Raw genomic sequence first — 15,049 nt, 5'->3', positions numbered from 1 at the left:
GTTTTTTATATCATAGTTTAAAACCAGCGTTTTCTTCCTCTATAACGTTTGCGGCGTTCTAACATTTCATTGTAAAGCAATACTTCTGTCATATCCCGCATCCAATTATCATAACCGGAGGAGGAATTGTCATAGGAGGAGTTATCAGCCAGACTGGATTCCTTCACGGAATTCAGATTGTTATAAATCTTATCCACGAGTTTGCCAAGGTATACTCTGTCAGGGTATTCGTCGAACATACAACTGCCGTCATATTCCAGCTTATCACACTCTTCTTCGATTAATACCATCATTTTCTTTGCCTTCTCCGGATATAAATGTTTCATGTAACCAAAGTCTTTTGAAGCATCTTCACAATTATCATAACCGTATAAAGGCATCATGGGTACTGCAAGAGGTACATGATAAGGAGATACATCGGTCATATAGATATTATTTGCTCCATATCCCTGGTTATAGTCAAAATCATATTCCGAACTGTGTTTACTGGCATATTCAGAATAATTCTGCATTCTTGGCAAATAACCTGGAACCTCTGGCGTGGAAGGAATTAGTGTTCCGGGAAAAGTATTTGGCGGCTGGGCTGGAAGCCGGTTACCCGGAGCGGTAGGTGTGGGAGCGGTAGGTATATTAGGTAAGGAAGGCAGCGTGGGCAGAGCTGGCTGGGGTGTCGTAGGAGTAAAAGGAGCACCAGGCATTATAGGTGAAGTAAACCCTGGCATAGCTGGCGAAGAGGGAATGGTACTTGGAGCAGCCGGCATAGTTGGTCTTGCGGGATTGGAACCTGGTGTTCCGGGAACAGCAGGAGCAGTTGGCCTGGCAGGAGCAGTAGGCATAAAGGGCATAGCTGGTCTAAGTGGTAAAGTACTCATACCTGGGGTTGTAATAGCACCAGGAATTGCTGGTGTTGTAGGCATGACCGGTAACGTGTTGATTCCAGGTGTTGTGAGGGGGGTAGTTGGAAGTGGAAGAGTAGGTCTTATAGGTGTAACATTCATACCAGGGATTGTGGAAATACCGGGAGCAGATGGAAAAGGCGGCGGTGTCGTCGTTCCTGGTACGGTTGGTGTGGCAGAAGGGGTTGTTGCGCCTGGCATAAATGGTGCTGTGGGCCTGGTGGGGGATATGGGAATGGCAGGCTGAGTTAAAAGACCAGGTCTTGTTCCGGGGGTCATGGGACTGCCGGTACCTGGCATTGTGGCTGAGGGTGCCGGACCAGGGGTAAGTGGTCGCTGAGGCATAATAGGAATGGTGGCCGGAGGCACCGGAGAGGTAGTCCCAGGCTGAGGAGTCATAGGTCTTCCCGGCATTGTAGGAGCCATTGGCATGGTAGGCGCACCTGGAACAGCAGGGGACGTGGGTACGGTGGGAGTGGTAAGGGGATCCTGCATGTAATTGACTTTTTTTCCATAGTCAGGGGAAATCCCCGTATAACTTAAAGTGTTGCTCTGCTTAGTACCTAAAAGGTCCGAGTATACAGAATTAATGAAACCGGGATTGCCTTTATCGGTATTATCTACCGGAGAAGTGGTGTAATTGGGAATACCGGACTTTCCGTAAGGATTGTTAGAAGGTGAATATTCTGAACGAGAATATTTCATTCGATCCTCCTTCGATCTGCTATATCATTTTATAACTAATATATGCAGCGAAAGCTGTGCCGTTCACCATTCCTTTAAAAAAATACATATTTCATTTTTGGACAGGTGACCAATGCCAAAATTGAATAATGTAGTAGGAATATTTTGCACGTTATGATAAAATGTATCCAGTAACTATCTGGAGTGTGTATGATAATTGTATAGATTTGAAAAGCACATCCTAAAATAGAAAGGTCAGTATTACAATGGAAGAGAAACATTTATCTCTTATCAGGGAGAATTTAAATATAGATTTGAAAGATATTATAATCAGTAATCCGGTGAAAGGCAGTGAAATTAGTAAAATAACCGTAAGACCTGTAAGGCTTAAAGGCAAAGAGCTGTATCAGGTCTGTGAATATAGAAATAATCAGGTATTCCATAAAAATATCGAGTTGCAGGAGTTACCAGATCTTATAGACCTCTATATGGGGAAGGTCCTGAAACAGTTACTGCTAAGAAATGCTAAAAATGAGATAACCATGCTGGTAAGCAGCAAGGGGAAAGAAACACTGAAGATAAAGAAGTTACAACAGTCCAGTGAAAATAAACCTCTGCTTAAAAATATTTCTCATAACAGAGAAAAGACTTATATCATACCCGAAGGAACTTTTGTGCCTTTTCTGTACGACCTTGGGGTCATAACAAATGAGGGTAAGGTCGTTAGGGGAAAGTATGATAAATTCAAACAAATAAATCGATTTTTGGAATTCATAGAAGATATTCTGCCGGCTTTAAAGCAGGACAGGGAACTGACGGTTCTGGATTTTGGCTGCGGCAAGTCTTATCTTACCTTTGCTATGTACTATTACCTGAAGGTAGTCAAAGGATATGCCGTAAAAATTATCGGTTTGGACCTTAAGAAAGAGGTCATAGAACATTGCAATGAGCTCGCCCGAAAGTATGGCTATGACAGGCTTAACTTTCTGGTAGGAGACATAGCTGACTATGAAGGAGTCAGCCAGGTTGACATGGTAGTTACCCTTCATGCCTGTGATACAGCAACTGACTATGCACTCGCCAAAGCTGTTCGCTGGGGAGCAGAGGTTATATTATCTGTGCCCTGTTGCCAGCATGAATTGAATAAACAGCTTAAAAACGATATCCTGAACCCCATATTAAAATATGGCTTGCTCAAGGAGAGAATGGCTGCTCTGGCAACAGACGGACTCCGTGCAGAATTGCTGGAAATAGCAGGATATAAAACCCAGGTGCTTGAGTTTATTGATATGGAACATACACCTAAGAATATCCTCATAAGAGGGGTAAAAAGAAACGGAAAGAAATCTGACAATAAGATAAAAGAAAGATTCGAGGAATATGAGGGTTTAAAATCTTTTCTGGAAGTACAACCTGCATTGTATGAACTGCTTAAGGATTATCTGCCGCTTAAGGCCAGTAAGGAAGTGAAGGAATGTTAAAGCACGTATATCGGGTCATAATATTATTATTTATATTTGCCGGTGCCTTCTATTATTTCTCCAGAGATATTTCACAGGAAGTAAATGAGGCGCAGGGAACTATCAGTATGGGGAAAGTGTCATTACCCATAATTACCATCCGGCAGAATGATGTAGAAATAAATCTGCTCCATGGATACAGCAATAATCTGGAAGCTAATCTTGTAAGGGAATCCATAACACCTGTTGATACGACCCAGAGTCTTGATATCGTTATAGACGGAAAAGAAAATGATGTAAAGCGTGTTATCTACGAACTAAGGAGTATTAAGGATAACAGCTTATTGGATACAGATACGATTAATGCTCTTGAAAAAGAAGGGGATAAAAAAATTGCCCACCTTAAGTTCAAGGCAGGTCTTACACAGGAGAAGGAATATGCGGTGAAACTGACCCTTGTAACCAGTAAGAGCAGAAAAATGAATTACTATACCAGGGTAAAAAAGATAGAAAACTCTTATAGCAAAGAAAAACTTGATTTTATCATGGATTTTCATAATTCCATTATTACCAGGAAAACGGATGGAATAACTGCTTATCTGGAGCCTCAGAGCAGTGCCGATAATACCTCTTTGGCATATGTGGATATACATTCCAACCTGGATTTGATTACCTTTGGGAAGCTAAAGCCCCAGGTAGCAGGAGAGATTATACCTACCATAAATGAGATAAATACAGATACGGCATCCGTTAGCCTTAACTATACCGTCAAAGCAGAAACGGAGTCCGGTGAGGAATATTACCGGGTAAAAGAGTTTTACCGGGTTCGTTATACCAGTACCAGAATGTATCTGTTGAATTATGACAGGACCATGGAGGCTTACTTTGACTTAAACCTTACCAGCCTTACAAAGAGTGAGTTTAAGCTTGGCGTAACGGGGGATACAGATGTTGATTTTGTTACTGCCGGTGAGAATAAAAAGCTGGCATTTGTAAGACAGGGTGAACTCTGGTATTACAATCTTTCAGAAAATAAGATGACCAGAGTATTTTCTTTCCGCCAGGAGGAAACGGATTATATAAGGGATATCTACAATGAGCATAATGTTCAGATACTGAAAATGGATGATGACGGCAATATCGATTTTATGGTCTATGGTTATATGAACAGAGGAGCCTACGAAGGTTATGTGGGGATGGTATTTTACCGTTATTACAGTGGTGATAACAGAATAGAAGAGCTGCTTTATATTCCGATGAATATAACCTATCAGTTATTGAAGGAAGAACTGGATGGATTCAGTTATGTGAATTCCAATGAAGTATTCTATTTTATCTTGAACAGCCGGATTTATTCCTATAATCTGATAACGGATAATCTGTCTGTTTTAGCAGAGGACGTAAAGAAAGACAGCTATATTGTTGATGCAGACAATCATTACATCGCCTGGGAGAATACAACAGATAAAAGTAAGGTAACGGAAATCTATCTCCTTGACCTGGAATCCGGTGTAAAGGACAGCCTAAAAGCCTCAAAAAATGAGATCATTAATCTTCTTGGTAAAATTGATGATAATATAATCTATGGATATGGAAAAAACAATGCATACATGACGGCACCTGATGGTACACTTTTAACTTTGCTGTATGAAATCGAGATAACGGACAAAAATAAGAAAATACTAAAGAGTTATCAAAAGGATGGGTATTTTATAACCGGAGCATATGCTGAAGGAAATATTATTACGTTAAAGAGAGCGGTTAAAGGTGGGGACGGGGAGTACGAAGAAGCTGACGATGATTTTATCTTAAATAGTGTGACAGAAAACCAAAAAGTCTTCCATATAACAGAACGCGTAACGGAAAAAATGCTTACGGAGTACTATATATCGCTTCCCAGTGGATTCTCAATGGAGAAACTGCCGCTGCTCGTTAAGACGAAGAACACCATAATAACGGAAGATACAACCTTAAGACTGAAGGATTCCATCTTTGAATTACCTGCCTATACGGTGTATGCGAAGGGGGAAGCCGTTGCCTCTGGTGAAAGTGCCGGAGAAGCAATCGAGAATGCATTTAATGTTATCGGTACAGTAATGAATAGCAAACAGCAGATAATATGGGAAAGAATAATTAGGAGATCTATGGTTAATATATCTGGTGTGACACCGATTTATAGCGGACAGGACAGTAAGAGATCATGTGTTGAAATGTTAAGCAGCTTTAAGAAGGGATACGACGATTCATCTCCGTCAGCTGATTCCCTGGTCTCCATGCTTAAGGAAAAGCTGGGAGAATCTTATCTTAACATATCCGGAGCCAACTTAGAACAAGCACTGTATTATGTTAATAAAAATCAGCCGGTAATAGCCATGAAAAGCAAAAAAGAAGCAGTTTTAATCGTAGGGTTTGATATGTATAATATCACAGTTATCGATCCTTCTTTAGGCAGAACCATGAAAATTGGCTTAAAAGATGCAGACGAGATGTTTGAAAAAGCAGGAAATATGTTTTATACCTATTTTGATGAAACTATCGGTTAAATTCCTAATTATAGAGCAATCTATAAAAAAGGCAGACATTCTGAATGAATGTGTAATGGATGGGGTTGGGTTAAAGTATAAATTTCAGCTAGGGAAAAAGGCTATCCGATTTGAAAGCGGATATACAGAAAAGAGGTTAGAATGAAGTTACTAAGTGTAGCAATTCCTTGTTACAATTCAGCAGCATATATGGAGCATGCCATTAAAACACTCTTAACAGGGAAGGATGAGGTGGAAATTATTATCGTTGATGACGGTTCTACGGATAATACCTCTGCCATTGCCGCGAAATATGAAAAACGTTATCCGGATATTGTGAAAGCCATCCGCCAGGAAAATGGAGGTCATGGAGAAGCAGTAAATACAGGGCTTCTGACAGCTACCGGTTTATATTTTAAAGTCGTAGACAGTGATGACTGGGTAAATGAAGCGGCATTTGCCAAAGTTCTTACCACCTTAAGGAATTTGGTATCCGACGGTAAGATGGTAGATTTGTTTATAGCCAATTATGTTTATGAAAAACCAAGTATTAATAAGCATAAAGTAATGGATTATAAAACGGCCCTGCCTCAGGACAGGGTATTCACCTGGAATGATATTATGTTCTTTAAGCAGAGTCAGCAAATTATCATGCATGCTGCAATCTATAGAACCAAATTATTAAAGGATTGTGGATTAAAGCTGCCAAGTCATACCTTTTATGTGGATAATATATTTGTTTACCAGCCCCTCCCCTATGTAAAGACCTTGTATTATCTGGATGTGAATCTTTACCGCTATTTTATAGGGCGGGACGACCAGTCGGTTAATGAAAAGAATATGATTAAACGTATCGATCAGCAGATTCGTATTACCAAAATAATGATTGATTATAAGGATATTACGACCATAAAGAATCGCAAGCTGAAGAATTATATGATTAAATACCTGACTATGATGATGGCGATTTCCTCAGTCTTTCTGATTAAGGAGAATACACCGGAGAGTCTTGAGAAGAAAAAAGAACTATGGGACTATTTAGAGAAGAATAATAAAAGACTGTATAACAGAATTCACAATAAGGTACTTGGCAGGTCCATGACCCTGCCAGGAAAAGCCGGGAGAAAAATTGTAGAATTGGGATACAGAATATCAAGAAAAATCTATGGGTTTTCATAAACCCATAGATTTTTAAAAGTTTTATACAAGTAGCGGTAAAGGTATCCGCTAACTTATATAAGAATATTAAATTTCAGCGTAAAGTTTCTTCTCTTTCGCTTTATCTGTCTGTCTGGCAGCCATCCATACATAAACCACCAAATACATTACAAAAGCAAGGAGTACACCCATTATCACATCAAAAGCAGAGTGCTGTTTCAGAAATACAGTGGAAAGGCTGATAAGTATGGTTAAGATAATAGAACCGTAGGTTAACCATGGTTTCTTCTTTAAGGATTCACTCTTACAAATGGCAATAGCAGCGCCAATAGAGTTAAAAACGTGAATGCTGGGGCATACATTGGTGGAAGTATCCGTTGAGTAAAGTCTTCTTACAATACGGATAAAGATATTATCTCTTCCAAGTGCATCCAGATTGGGTCTTAAATCCTGACCGTTCGGCCATATAGTGTAAATTATCAGGCATATTGTCATACCGATGAATAGAAAAGCAGTTACTCTGTAAAACTCATCCCTTGAAGCAAAGAAAAAATATACTACTGTTAAAAAGATATACAGGAACCAGAGCATATAAGGAATGACAAACCATTCATTAAAAGGAATCAAATCATCTAATTTAATATGAATAGAATAATAATTCTTTGTAACCGTTTTTTCCAGATAATAAAACCACACCATATATATGACAAAATAGGATAGAACCCATGCGTGCCTGTATTTATGAATTAATGTTTTCAATAGCAAGGCCTCCGTTTTATTCATTCTGTTATTCATTGGAATTATAGCATAGCAAGGACAAGATAACAACAATGTTCAAGGATAATTTAGTTTTGTTAAGGAAAACGTAAGAAAGCTGTACTTATAAATTATCCGATAGCAGGGACATGGATCGCTGCTTTGATAGCTAAAATAAAGTAAAGTCTTTCCTGCAATACAAAATTAATCTATCTATTACTAAATAAACTCAGAAGATAATAAGACTAAAATTTAACCTTATATAGTATGAGTACATTAGAGGAGTTTAAACAAATGAAAATTGTAATTCAAAGAGTAAAACAGGCATCTGTTACTGTAGAAGGCAGGATTACAGGTAGCATTCAGAAAGGTCTGGTTCTGCTTATAGGAATAGGCGGAGAAGATACCAGGGAAACAGTAGACAAATATCTGGACAAAATATTAAAACTGCGCATATTCGAAGATGAACAAGGTAAAACAAATCTTTCCGTAAGTGATATAGAGGGAGAGATTCTTGCAATATCACAATTTACCTTGTATGCTGACTGTAAGAAAGGAAACCGGCCTAATTTTCTGCAGGCGGCGGCGCCAAAGGAAGCAGAGGAACTGTACCAATACTTTCTGACAGCCTGCAAGGAGAAATACGGAAAGGTGGAAGCCGGTATCTTTGGAGCAGATATGAAAGTTGAATTGCTGGGGGATGGGCCGTTTACTGTAGTATTAGAGAAAGAAATGTTGGGATATTAGCACTTTTCGTTTTATATAAGAAGAGCAGTCGAACGATTTTCTGTATTTAACTTGTAATGCCTCTCCCTCTCCGCTATAATTTAATTGTTAAATGATGGAAAATACTGGTATTCATAACAATTAAACAGAAGGAGGAGCGGTAATTATTTTAAGAAAGCATAACAGAAAGATTGTCTTCCTTTCTTTGCTAATCCTGTCTTTTAACGCTTTTACCTTAAGTGGCTCAGCCTTAGGCAAGACGAATACAGTTAATGTATTGTCTTATACCTTTGCACAGGACCAGGAAGAAGCGGTTATTCGAACAGTGGACAGGCAGGTTTCAGCCTTTGTACGGCAGGAAGGCAACGTTCTTACCATTGAAGGAACGGATGAATTAGAGTTCAATGAACTTGACGGCCAATTTCTAACGGTAGATTTCAGGTTAGTGGACACGCAAACTGGTAATGAAAAACAATCCCAAACGATCAAAGGGTATCAGGCGGAATTTACACTTTCTGGAGACCCTGTATACTGGAGGTTGGATACAGGCGGAAAAGTCTATGGCATAGGCAACACGGAACTGTCGCAGCCCGAAAAGCTGAGAGAGCTACTTCCAACTATTCTGCAGGGCATAAAGGCAGACTTCTATACGATCAGACAATGGAATAACAGTTTGCAGGTGCAAATGAGTCTAAAAAATGATACAGCGAGAGACACTGACTTTTATTCCTCTCAAATTAACAGAAGCAGCCTGCCGGAAGAATTAAGAAAATTGGTGGAATCTGATAATGGTATAAGTACCCTTGAACTTAAAGCAAACTATGAGATGGATATTCCCCTGGTGTTAAAGGGAGAAAAGAGGAATAAGGATACCTCTTGCATAAAATTAAGACTCACACTCATAACCCGTATTAACCTATGCACCGACTAGAAATAACGAAACCTGATATACTAACTTGAGGGTAGATAAAATATAGGAATAACCTAGGAAGTAAAGTAATATACAAATGAATAACAGATAATAAGGGCTGCTGATAGCAGTTTTTTTTATGGGCTTAAATAATTCGTGTTATTTTCAAAATAACAGTCACAAATAATTCATAGTAATCATATATGAAATTATAAATTAATTATTGACAAATAGAAATACCTGTGGTAGATTATAGATAGTTAGCAAATGCAAAATATAATTTAATATATAAATATAAAAAGGAGAATAAGTTATGGCAAAGATAGCAAAGAACCTTACAGATTTAATCGGAAAAACTCCTCTTCTGGAACTGACTAAGTTTAGTGAGACCAATGAAGTTAAGGCGAAATTGATCGGAAAGCTCGAATACTTTAATCCCGCCGGCAGTGTGAAGGACAGAATCGCAAAAGCTATGATAGATGATGCAGAAGCGAAGGGACTATTAAAGCCTGGTGCAACAATCATAGAGCCTACCAGTGGTAATACTGGAATTGGTTTAGCTTCCGTAGCGGCAGCCAGAGGTTATAAGATTGTTCTTACAATGCCCGAAACAATGTCCGTTGAAAGAAGAAACCTTTTAAAAGCATATGGTGCTGAACTCGTATTAACAGAAGGTGCTAAGGGTATGAATGGAGCAATCGCCAAAGCAGAAGAGCTTGCCAAAGAGACTCCTGATTCCTTTATCCCCGGACAGTTCGTTAACAGTGCTAATCCTGAGGTTCACAGAAATACTACAGGACCTGAGATCTGGGAAGACACAGATGGAAAGGTTGATATTTTCGTTGCAGGTATCGGTACCGGCGGAACGATTACAGGCGTTGGTGAATATTTAAAGAGCAAGAATCCCGATGTTAAGATCATTGCAGTTGAGCCCAGTGCATCTCCTGTCTTATCAAAGGGTACCCCCGGACCTCATAAGATTCAGGGTATCGGAGCAGGTTTCGTACCTAAAATCTTAAATACTGAAATTTATGATGAGATCATCACTGTAGATAACGAGGCAGCATTTGCTACCGGTAAGCTCATTGCTAAAACAGAAGGTCTCTTAGTAGGTATTTCTTCCGGCGCTGCAGCTTGGGCTGCAACACAGGTTGCTAAACGTCCTGAGAATGAAGGCAAGACTATCGTGGTATTGCTTCCTGATACAGGTGAAAGATATCTGTCCACTCCATTATTTGCTGAATAATTTCATTTTATATAATCTTCCCTAACCGCCGGACCTTTTCATAAGGTCCGGTTTTTTGTCCTGCCGCAGCTTAGACTGCGGCAAATGTTGCCGCCCCTTGACAAGAGGGAAGGGTGTAGCGCAAAATAAGAATAGGAATAAGTAAGATCAGTGAGTAGGAAGGAATTATACATGAAAGATGAAAAAACAGTGGCGGAATCAATTACGGAGCAGGTTCATCTGTTGATGCCAGGTCATATTAATGGCAGTGGAAGGCTCTTTGGCGGACAGCTTTTGGAGTGGATTGATATTGTTGGCGGCGTTACTGCCAAAAGACATGCAGAATCCCATATTACAACGGCAGCTATCGATAATCTGCAATTTAAGGCGGGAGCTTATATAAATAACACAATCGTACTTTTGGGAAGAATAACTTATGCAGGAAATACCTCTATGGAAGTTAGGGTAGATACCTACGTAGAGGAACTATCCGGATTAAGAAAACCAATTAACAGAGCATATCTGGTTTATGTTGCCATAGACAGCGAAGGAAGGCCGGTTAAAGTACCAAAGCTTAAGGTTGAGACAGAGGCACAAAAAGCTGAATGGGAAGGCGCGCTGAAAAGGAATGAGCTTCGCAAGCAACGCAGGATAGAAGGTTTTTAGCGGATTATATACTGGCATATAAGGGGACAAACAGGCATATATTAGAAAAAACAAGCTTGGGGGCCCTGATATGCATCCGTATATGGAAGAGAGAATTATTGAGCTAGCCAATTATACTATTGAAAACAAAGCAACTGTAAGAGAGACTGCCAACCGTTACGGCATTAGCAAATCAACTGTACATAAGGATCTGCAGGACAGACTGCCGGGAATTAACGGACAGCTTTATAATGCGGTCAATGAAATTCTGATGTTTAACAAAGCAGAACGGCACATAAGAGGTGGACTGGCTACAAGAAAGAAGTATAGAAAGACTTTAAGCAGTGTTGGAGTATAAGCTACATTTTCCTTTCTTGCATCATCAGCCCTTAGAGGGTATAATAATAACAGACAGCCATATAAGCAAAGGATATAAGCTGCAAATGATTAAAGCTTAAGGAGTTACATTTTGGAGAAAAGCATACAGTTGAAGAAAAAAGATATTATCCTAATTGCCATTGTACTGGTGGTGGCAATTGCGGGTTTTCTGGTTTTCTATTTGACGCAAAAAAATGGGGATACCGTTGTAGTCACCATAGACGGAGTTATCTATCATGAATACCCGCTGAACAAAGACATAGAAGTAGATATACCCGGTATCAATGGCGGTACGAACCATCTGGTTATTAAAGACGGTTTTGCAGATATGACGGATGCTGACTGCCCGGATAAAATATGTGTGGATTCAAGAAAAATCAGTAAAACAGGCGAAAGTATCATCTGCCTTCCCCATAAGGTAGTAGTTAAGATAGAAGGAAATACCGCTTCGGAGGTAGATGGTTCTACAAACTAAAAACATAGGATGAAAAGGAGTGCTGAATATGGATACTTTAGAACTTGCCTTATCCCTGGAATTAGATCTGGGAAAATACTACAGGGAGCAGGCAAAAAAGAATGCGAATAACAGTTTACAGGTTGTATTTAACATGCTTGCCATGGAAGAAGATAAACATGCAGAGATATTAATGAGTAAGGCGGATTTGTTAACCCTTCCCGTCAGTGAAAGCAATATTCTAAAGGAAGCAGAAAAGCTGTTCCGCCACCTGAAAGATTTTGAAAGTGATTTTACGGAATTACCGAGTCAATTGGATTCATATCGTATGGCCCTGGAGATGGAGCATAAAAGCCTTAAGTTCTATACTTCCTTAAGGGATAAAGCGGAATCGAAAGAAGAAAAGACTACTTACGAATACCTGATAAAGCAGGAAGATATCCATTGTATCCTCTTAGAGGAACTTGTTAAGCTTACTACAAGACCGGAGGAGTGGGTAGAATCCGCTGAGTTTGGAGTACGAGAAGATTACTAAATAATGATAGCCCTGGGACTTATGCTTGCTATTGCAGTGAAGAGTTCCGGGGTTTTCTTTATTTGCCTTATTTGCATAGAAGGATAATGATATAATTTGTAATTACCCTGCATACAATATAGAAACAAGTACAATAGGGGGATATCCTTTTGAAAGGCTATATAGAAGAACGTGCAGTAGAAATAGCCAACTACATAATCGACAACAATGCGACCGTGAGGCAGACAGCGAAACAGTTTGGCATTTCAAAATCAACTGTACATAAAGCCGTTACAAAAGTGAACGAAGTAACATGAAAGGAGGGAATTCATTGGAGGATTCGGAAAATGATAAGAACCTTATGGTGGTTGAGGCGATAGAAGGATATGCCTGGAATCACAATATGAAACCCTGGGAAGTCTTTCTGCTCTTCCGGCACAATGGCATATTGGAGCTTTTGCGTACGCAGTACAAGCTTCTGCATACACAAAGTCTGGAAGAAAGCATATACTTTGTGGAGGACATTTTAAGGAGAAGGCAGAATGAAAAATGATTTTATTTTATACCATGGTACCAACGCAGTGTTTGATAAGGTGGATTTAAGCTATTCTAAGGATAAGAGGGACTTTGGAAGAGGATTCTACACTACGACGTTTAAGGAACAGGCAGAAGGCTGGGCTGAAAATATGTATATCCGGTATGGAGGAGAAGGCAAGTATGTCATGGAGTTTCAACTGGCTGTGACAGAGGAGCTTTCTGTTAAGCTGTATCCGGGGCTTACCAGAGAATGGCTTGAGATGATTAAGAGCAACAGATTGTACGGCGGAATTCAGCATACATATGATATAGTAATCGGACCGGTAGCTGATGATAATATAATGAGAATAATAGCTCTTTATGTAGCTGGAATATATTCTGAGGAAACAGCTCTTGACAGACTGAGACCTTATAAAGCCCATGACCAGGTCTCACTGCATACCGCCAAAGCACTTGAATATCTAAAATATACAGGAAGGAAAGAACTACCGCCTTTAAGAATCTCGGAGTTGGAAGCAGTATAAAAGACAGCACCATTAGCAGGCATATTCACACTTCCTATTATGGCAGTAACTCAAAAGGGCCTGCGGTAGCTAACGGTGTCAGTGTGAATATTTATAATTATTTACGCCTTGATTTGTGGCAGTGCCACATCTTTAAGCAGATGCGGTATGCAAGGGGGTATCAGGTTGAAAATAAAAATATCGAAAGGATGTCATGCCACGCTTTTTTCAACCTGCTTTATAAGTGGCAGTATTCCAGGCTGCCCTGGGATATGCAGTGGAATAATTATGCAGAACCGTTATATATACAGAAACGAAGATGTTACCCTGGATGTTATCATTAAAATTGAGCATGTAGTACGACTGATTGCCAGAGAAACCGGTAAACCCTTTGATGACTGTCTCTATGAGTTCTATCGCTCAAAAGTTTATGAAATGCTGCAGAAAACAGGCTCTCTAATGTGGGTAGAGAGTGCAGAGTTCATAACGGATGAATATTTCAGAGAGAATCCCTTATAGGAACTTTTTCTTCTTAAAGTATAAGATACAAATGATTATGACGGAGACACTTAATATAATAACCGCAAGATAACCATATCTCCAGCCGAACTCCGGCATATTAAAATTCATTCCGTACCAGCCTACAATCAGAGTAAGCGGTAGAAATATCGTAGTAACAACGGTAAAGAGCTTCATAATGCTATTTAAATTATAATCCATTTGTGAATGGTAGGAATCTCTTACATGGATACTGTAGTCCTCCAGTTTTCTCACATTGTTGCTTAAACGGGTGACTCTGTCAGTAAACAGTTTAAAGTAACGTAACTTGTCCTCTTCAAACAGTCCGATGGAATTGTCCATCAGCTCATCTCCAATGGAAATAAGCTGCTCGTAATAATTACCCAGAAGAAGCAGTCTTTTTCTTGTCTTTGTAATCTGATGATAAAAGTCCTTGGGAAATCTGTTTTCATCTATACTGTCTTCAAAGCTGCTGATGCTGTCTTCTATTTCCTCAAGAATAATAAAATTATTCGTCAGAAACCTTTCTAAGAATCCATAAAGCAAACGCTCCAGTGAAATCTTTGTAAAATTAATCTGGCTTAAGGAATCCATTAAATCTTTATGAATACTATTATCCTGGTCTTCTATAATTACAAGCAGAAGAAGGTTCTCTTTAATATAGATTCCAATCCTGTCCTCCAGATGAATAAAATATTTTGTATCAATAGCGCGGATGATTCCAAAGTGGTAATCATCATAAATTCCCATACCGCCATGTAACTTTCTGGTAACATCCTGGCATTCCAATACAGTGGCCTCAGCAAAACCAAAGGAGCTATAGAGTTCTGAGAGTTCCTTAAGGTTTATTATACCAAGAGTTAGGAGGGAGGGATTATAATCCTTTACGTCTATAGGTCTGAGACTGTCCTGAAGTTGATAGAACATAGAAAATTCCCTTTCTGATTTCTTTTTCAAGAGTATACCATATAAATACAATGGTTAAAATATCTAAATAAAAGAAAGTTTTCGATGTGGGAAGCATAAGCGGCAGCTGACCATAGGAAATACAGTATATGGAAGTAATTTTCTTTGTTTTTTTTAAGTTATGGAAAATAAATTATATATTAGCAAAACATATAAATAGCATTATTATATTTAATAAAAAACCTATGCTCATAGA

At 39.2% G+C, this 15,049-nt stretch carries 17 protein-coding genes and 1 pseudogene; 15 read left to right on the top strand and 3 right to left on the bottom strand.

The genetic code is table 11. The features are described 5' to 3' along the window. Positions 1 to 17 precede the first annotated feature (17 nt). Positions 18 to 521, bottom strand: coding sequence for a hypothetical protein (locus R2R35_RS10735; protein ID WP_317734515.1), 504 nt, complete (start codon positions 519 to 521; stop codon positions 18 to 20). 19 nt (positions 522 to 540) lie between these two features. Here R2R35_RS10735 and R2R35_RS10730 point away from each other — a divergent pair, with 19 nt between their 5' ends. From R2R35_RS10730 to R2R35_RS10715, 4 genes are all read left to right on the top strand, one after another. Then, positions 541 to 1,143 carry a hypothetical protein gene (locus R2R35_RS10730; RefSeq protein ID WP_317734513.1) on the top strand — a complete coding sequence of 201 codons (603 nt, stop codon included), beginning with the start codon at positions 541 to 543 and terminating at the stop codon, positions 1,141 to 1,143. A 703-nt stretch (positions 1,144 to 1,846) separates the two neighbouring features. After that, positions 1,847 to 3,061, top strand: coding sequence for a class I SAM-dependent methyltransferase (locus R2R35_RS10725; protein ID WP_317734512.1), 1,215 nt, complete (start codon positions 1,847 to 1,849; stop codon positions 3,059 to 3,061). Then, positions 3,055 to 5,583, top strand: a complete 2,529-nt coding sequence (locus R2R35_RS10720) for a hypothetical protein (RefSeq protein WP_317734511.1) — start codon at positions 3,055 to 3,057, stop codon at positions 5,581 to 5,583. The genes R2R35_RS10725 and R2R35_RS10720 overlap by 7 nt, the downstream gene beginning before the upstream one ends. Positions 5,584 to 5,724: 141 nt before the next feature. Continuing rightward, positions 5,725 to 6,741, top strand: coding sequence for a glycosyltransferase family 2 protein (locus R2R35_RS10715; protein ID WP_317734510.1), 1,017 nt, complete (start codon positions 5,725 to 5,727; stop codon positions 6,739 to 6,741). A 66-nt stretch (positions 6,742 to 6,807) separates the two neighbouring features. On the opposite strand, the gene R2R35_RS10710 is transcribed toward R2R35_RS10715, so the two are convergent. Continuing rightward, the gene (locus tag R2R35_RS10710) at positions 6,808 to 7,479 is read right to left on the bottom strand and encodes a phosphatase PAP2 family protein (protein ID WP_317734509.1); all 672 of its coding nucleotides are present in this window, start codon (positions 7,477 to 7,479) and stop codon (positions 6,808 to 6,810) included. Positions 7,480 to 7,770: 291 nt separating this feature from the next. Here R2R35_RS10710 and dtd point away from each other — a divergent pair, with 291 nt between their 5' ends. The 11 genes and pseudogenes from dtd to R2R35_RS10655 all read left to right on the top strand — a co-directional run bounded on the left by dtd (position 7,771) and on the right by R2R35_RS10655 (position 13,887). Beyond that, a complete protein-coding gene (dtd, locus tag R2R35_RS10705; RefSeq protein WP_317734508.1) occupies positions 7,771 to 8,223 on the top strand; it encodes a D-aminoacyl-tRNA deacylase in 453 nt (150 codons plus the stop codon). Between the two features lie 184 nt (positions 8,224 to 8,407). After that, positions 8,408 to 9,133 (top strand): hypothetical protein, encoded by a 726-nt coding sequence (locus R2R35_RS10700; protein WP_317734507.1) that lies wholly within the window; start codon positions 8,408 to 8,410, stop codon positions 9,131 to 9,133. Between the two features lie 292 nt (positions 9,134 to 9,425). After that, positions 9,426 to 10,358 carry a cysteine synthase A gene (cysK, locus tag R2R35_RS10695; RefSeq protein WP_317734505.1) on the top strand — a complete coding sequence of 311 codons (933 nt, stop codon included), beginning with the start codon at positions 9,426 to 9,428 and terminating at the stop codon, positions 10,356 to 10,358. Between the two features lie 171 nt (positions 10,359 to 10,529). Continuing rightward, a complete protein-coding gene (locus R2R35_RS10690; RefSeq protein ID WP_317734504.1) occupies positions 10,530 to 11,003 on the top strand; it encodes an acyl-CoA thioesterase in 474 nt (157 codons plus the stop codon). Between the two features lie 70 nt (positions 11,004 to 11,073). Continuing rightward, positions 11,074 to 11,340 carry a sporulation transcriptional regulator SpoIIID gene (gene spoIIID / locus R2R35_RS10685; protein ID WP_317734503.1) on the top strand — a complete coding sequence of 89 codons (267 nt, stop codon included), beginning with the start codon at positions 11,074 to 11,076 and terminating at the stop codon, positions 11,338 to 11,340. Positions 11,341 to 11,451: 111 nt separating this feature from the next. Further along, the gene (locus tag R2R35_RS10680) at positions 11,452 to 11,835 is read left to right on the top strand and encodes a NusG domain II-containing protein (RefSeq protein WP_317734502.1); all 384 of its coding nucleotides are present in this window, start codon (positions 11,452 to 11,454) and stop codon (positions 11,833 to 11,835) included. 28 nt (positions 11,836 to 11,863) lie between these two features. Next, a complete protein-coding gene (locus tag R2R35_RS10675) occupies positions 11,864 to 12,349 on the top strand; it encodes a ferritin-like domain-containing protein (protein ID WP_317734501.1) in 486 nt (161 codons plus the stop codon). Positions 12,350 to 12,498: 149 nt separating this feature from the next. Continuing rightward, positions 12,499 to 12,624, top strand: a pseudogene (locus tag R2R35_RS10670) (sporulation transcriptional regulator SpoIIID); the annotation flags it as partial. Positions 12,625 to 12,659: 35 nt separating this feature from the next. Next, on the top strand, positions 12,660 to 12,881 hold the full coding sequence (locus R2R35_RS10665; RefSeq protein ID WP_317734500.1) for a DUF3791 domain-containing protein: 222 nt from the start codon (positions 12,660 to 12,662) through the stop codon (positions 12,879 to 12,881). After that, on the top strand, positions 12,871 to 13,389 hold the full coding sequence (locus R2R35_RS10660; RefSeq protein ID WP_317734499.1) for a DUF3990 domain-containing protein: 519 nt from the start codon (positions 12,871 to 12,873) through the stop codon (positions 13,387 to 13,389). The genes R2R35_RS10665 and R2R35_RS10660 overlap by 11 nt, the downstream gene beginning before the upstream one ends. Before the next feature lie 165 nt (positions 13,390 to 13,554). Beyond that, a complete protein-coding gene (locus R2R35_RS10655; RefSeq protein ID WP_317734498.1) occupies positions 13,555 to 13,887 on the top strand; it encodes a hypothetical protein in 333 nt (110 codons plus the stop codon). On the opposite strand, the gene R2R35_RS10650 is transcribed toward R2R35_RS10655, so the two are convergent. Continuing rightward, positions 13,882 to 14,814, bottom strand: coding sequence for a magnesium transporter CorA family protein (locus R2R35_RS10650; RefSeq protein ID WP_317734497.1), 933 nt, complete (start codon positions 14,812 to 14,814; stop codon positions 13,882 to 13,884). The two genes, R2R35_RS10655 and R2R35_RS10650, sit on opposite strands and share 6 nt — an antisense overlap. Between the last annotated feature and the right edge of the window lie 235 nt (positions 14,815 to 15,049).

Origin of the sequence: Anaerocolumna sp. AGMB13020 (assembly GCF_033100115.1) — a bacterium.
Taxonomy (GTDB): Bacteria; Bacillota; Clostridia; order Lachnospirales; family Lachnospiraceae; genus Anaerocolumna.
Note: the sequence above shows the minus strand (reverse complement) of the source record. Positions and strands in the feature narration are given on the sequence as shown.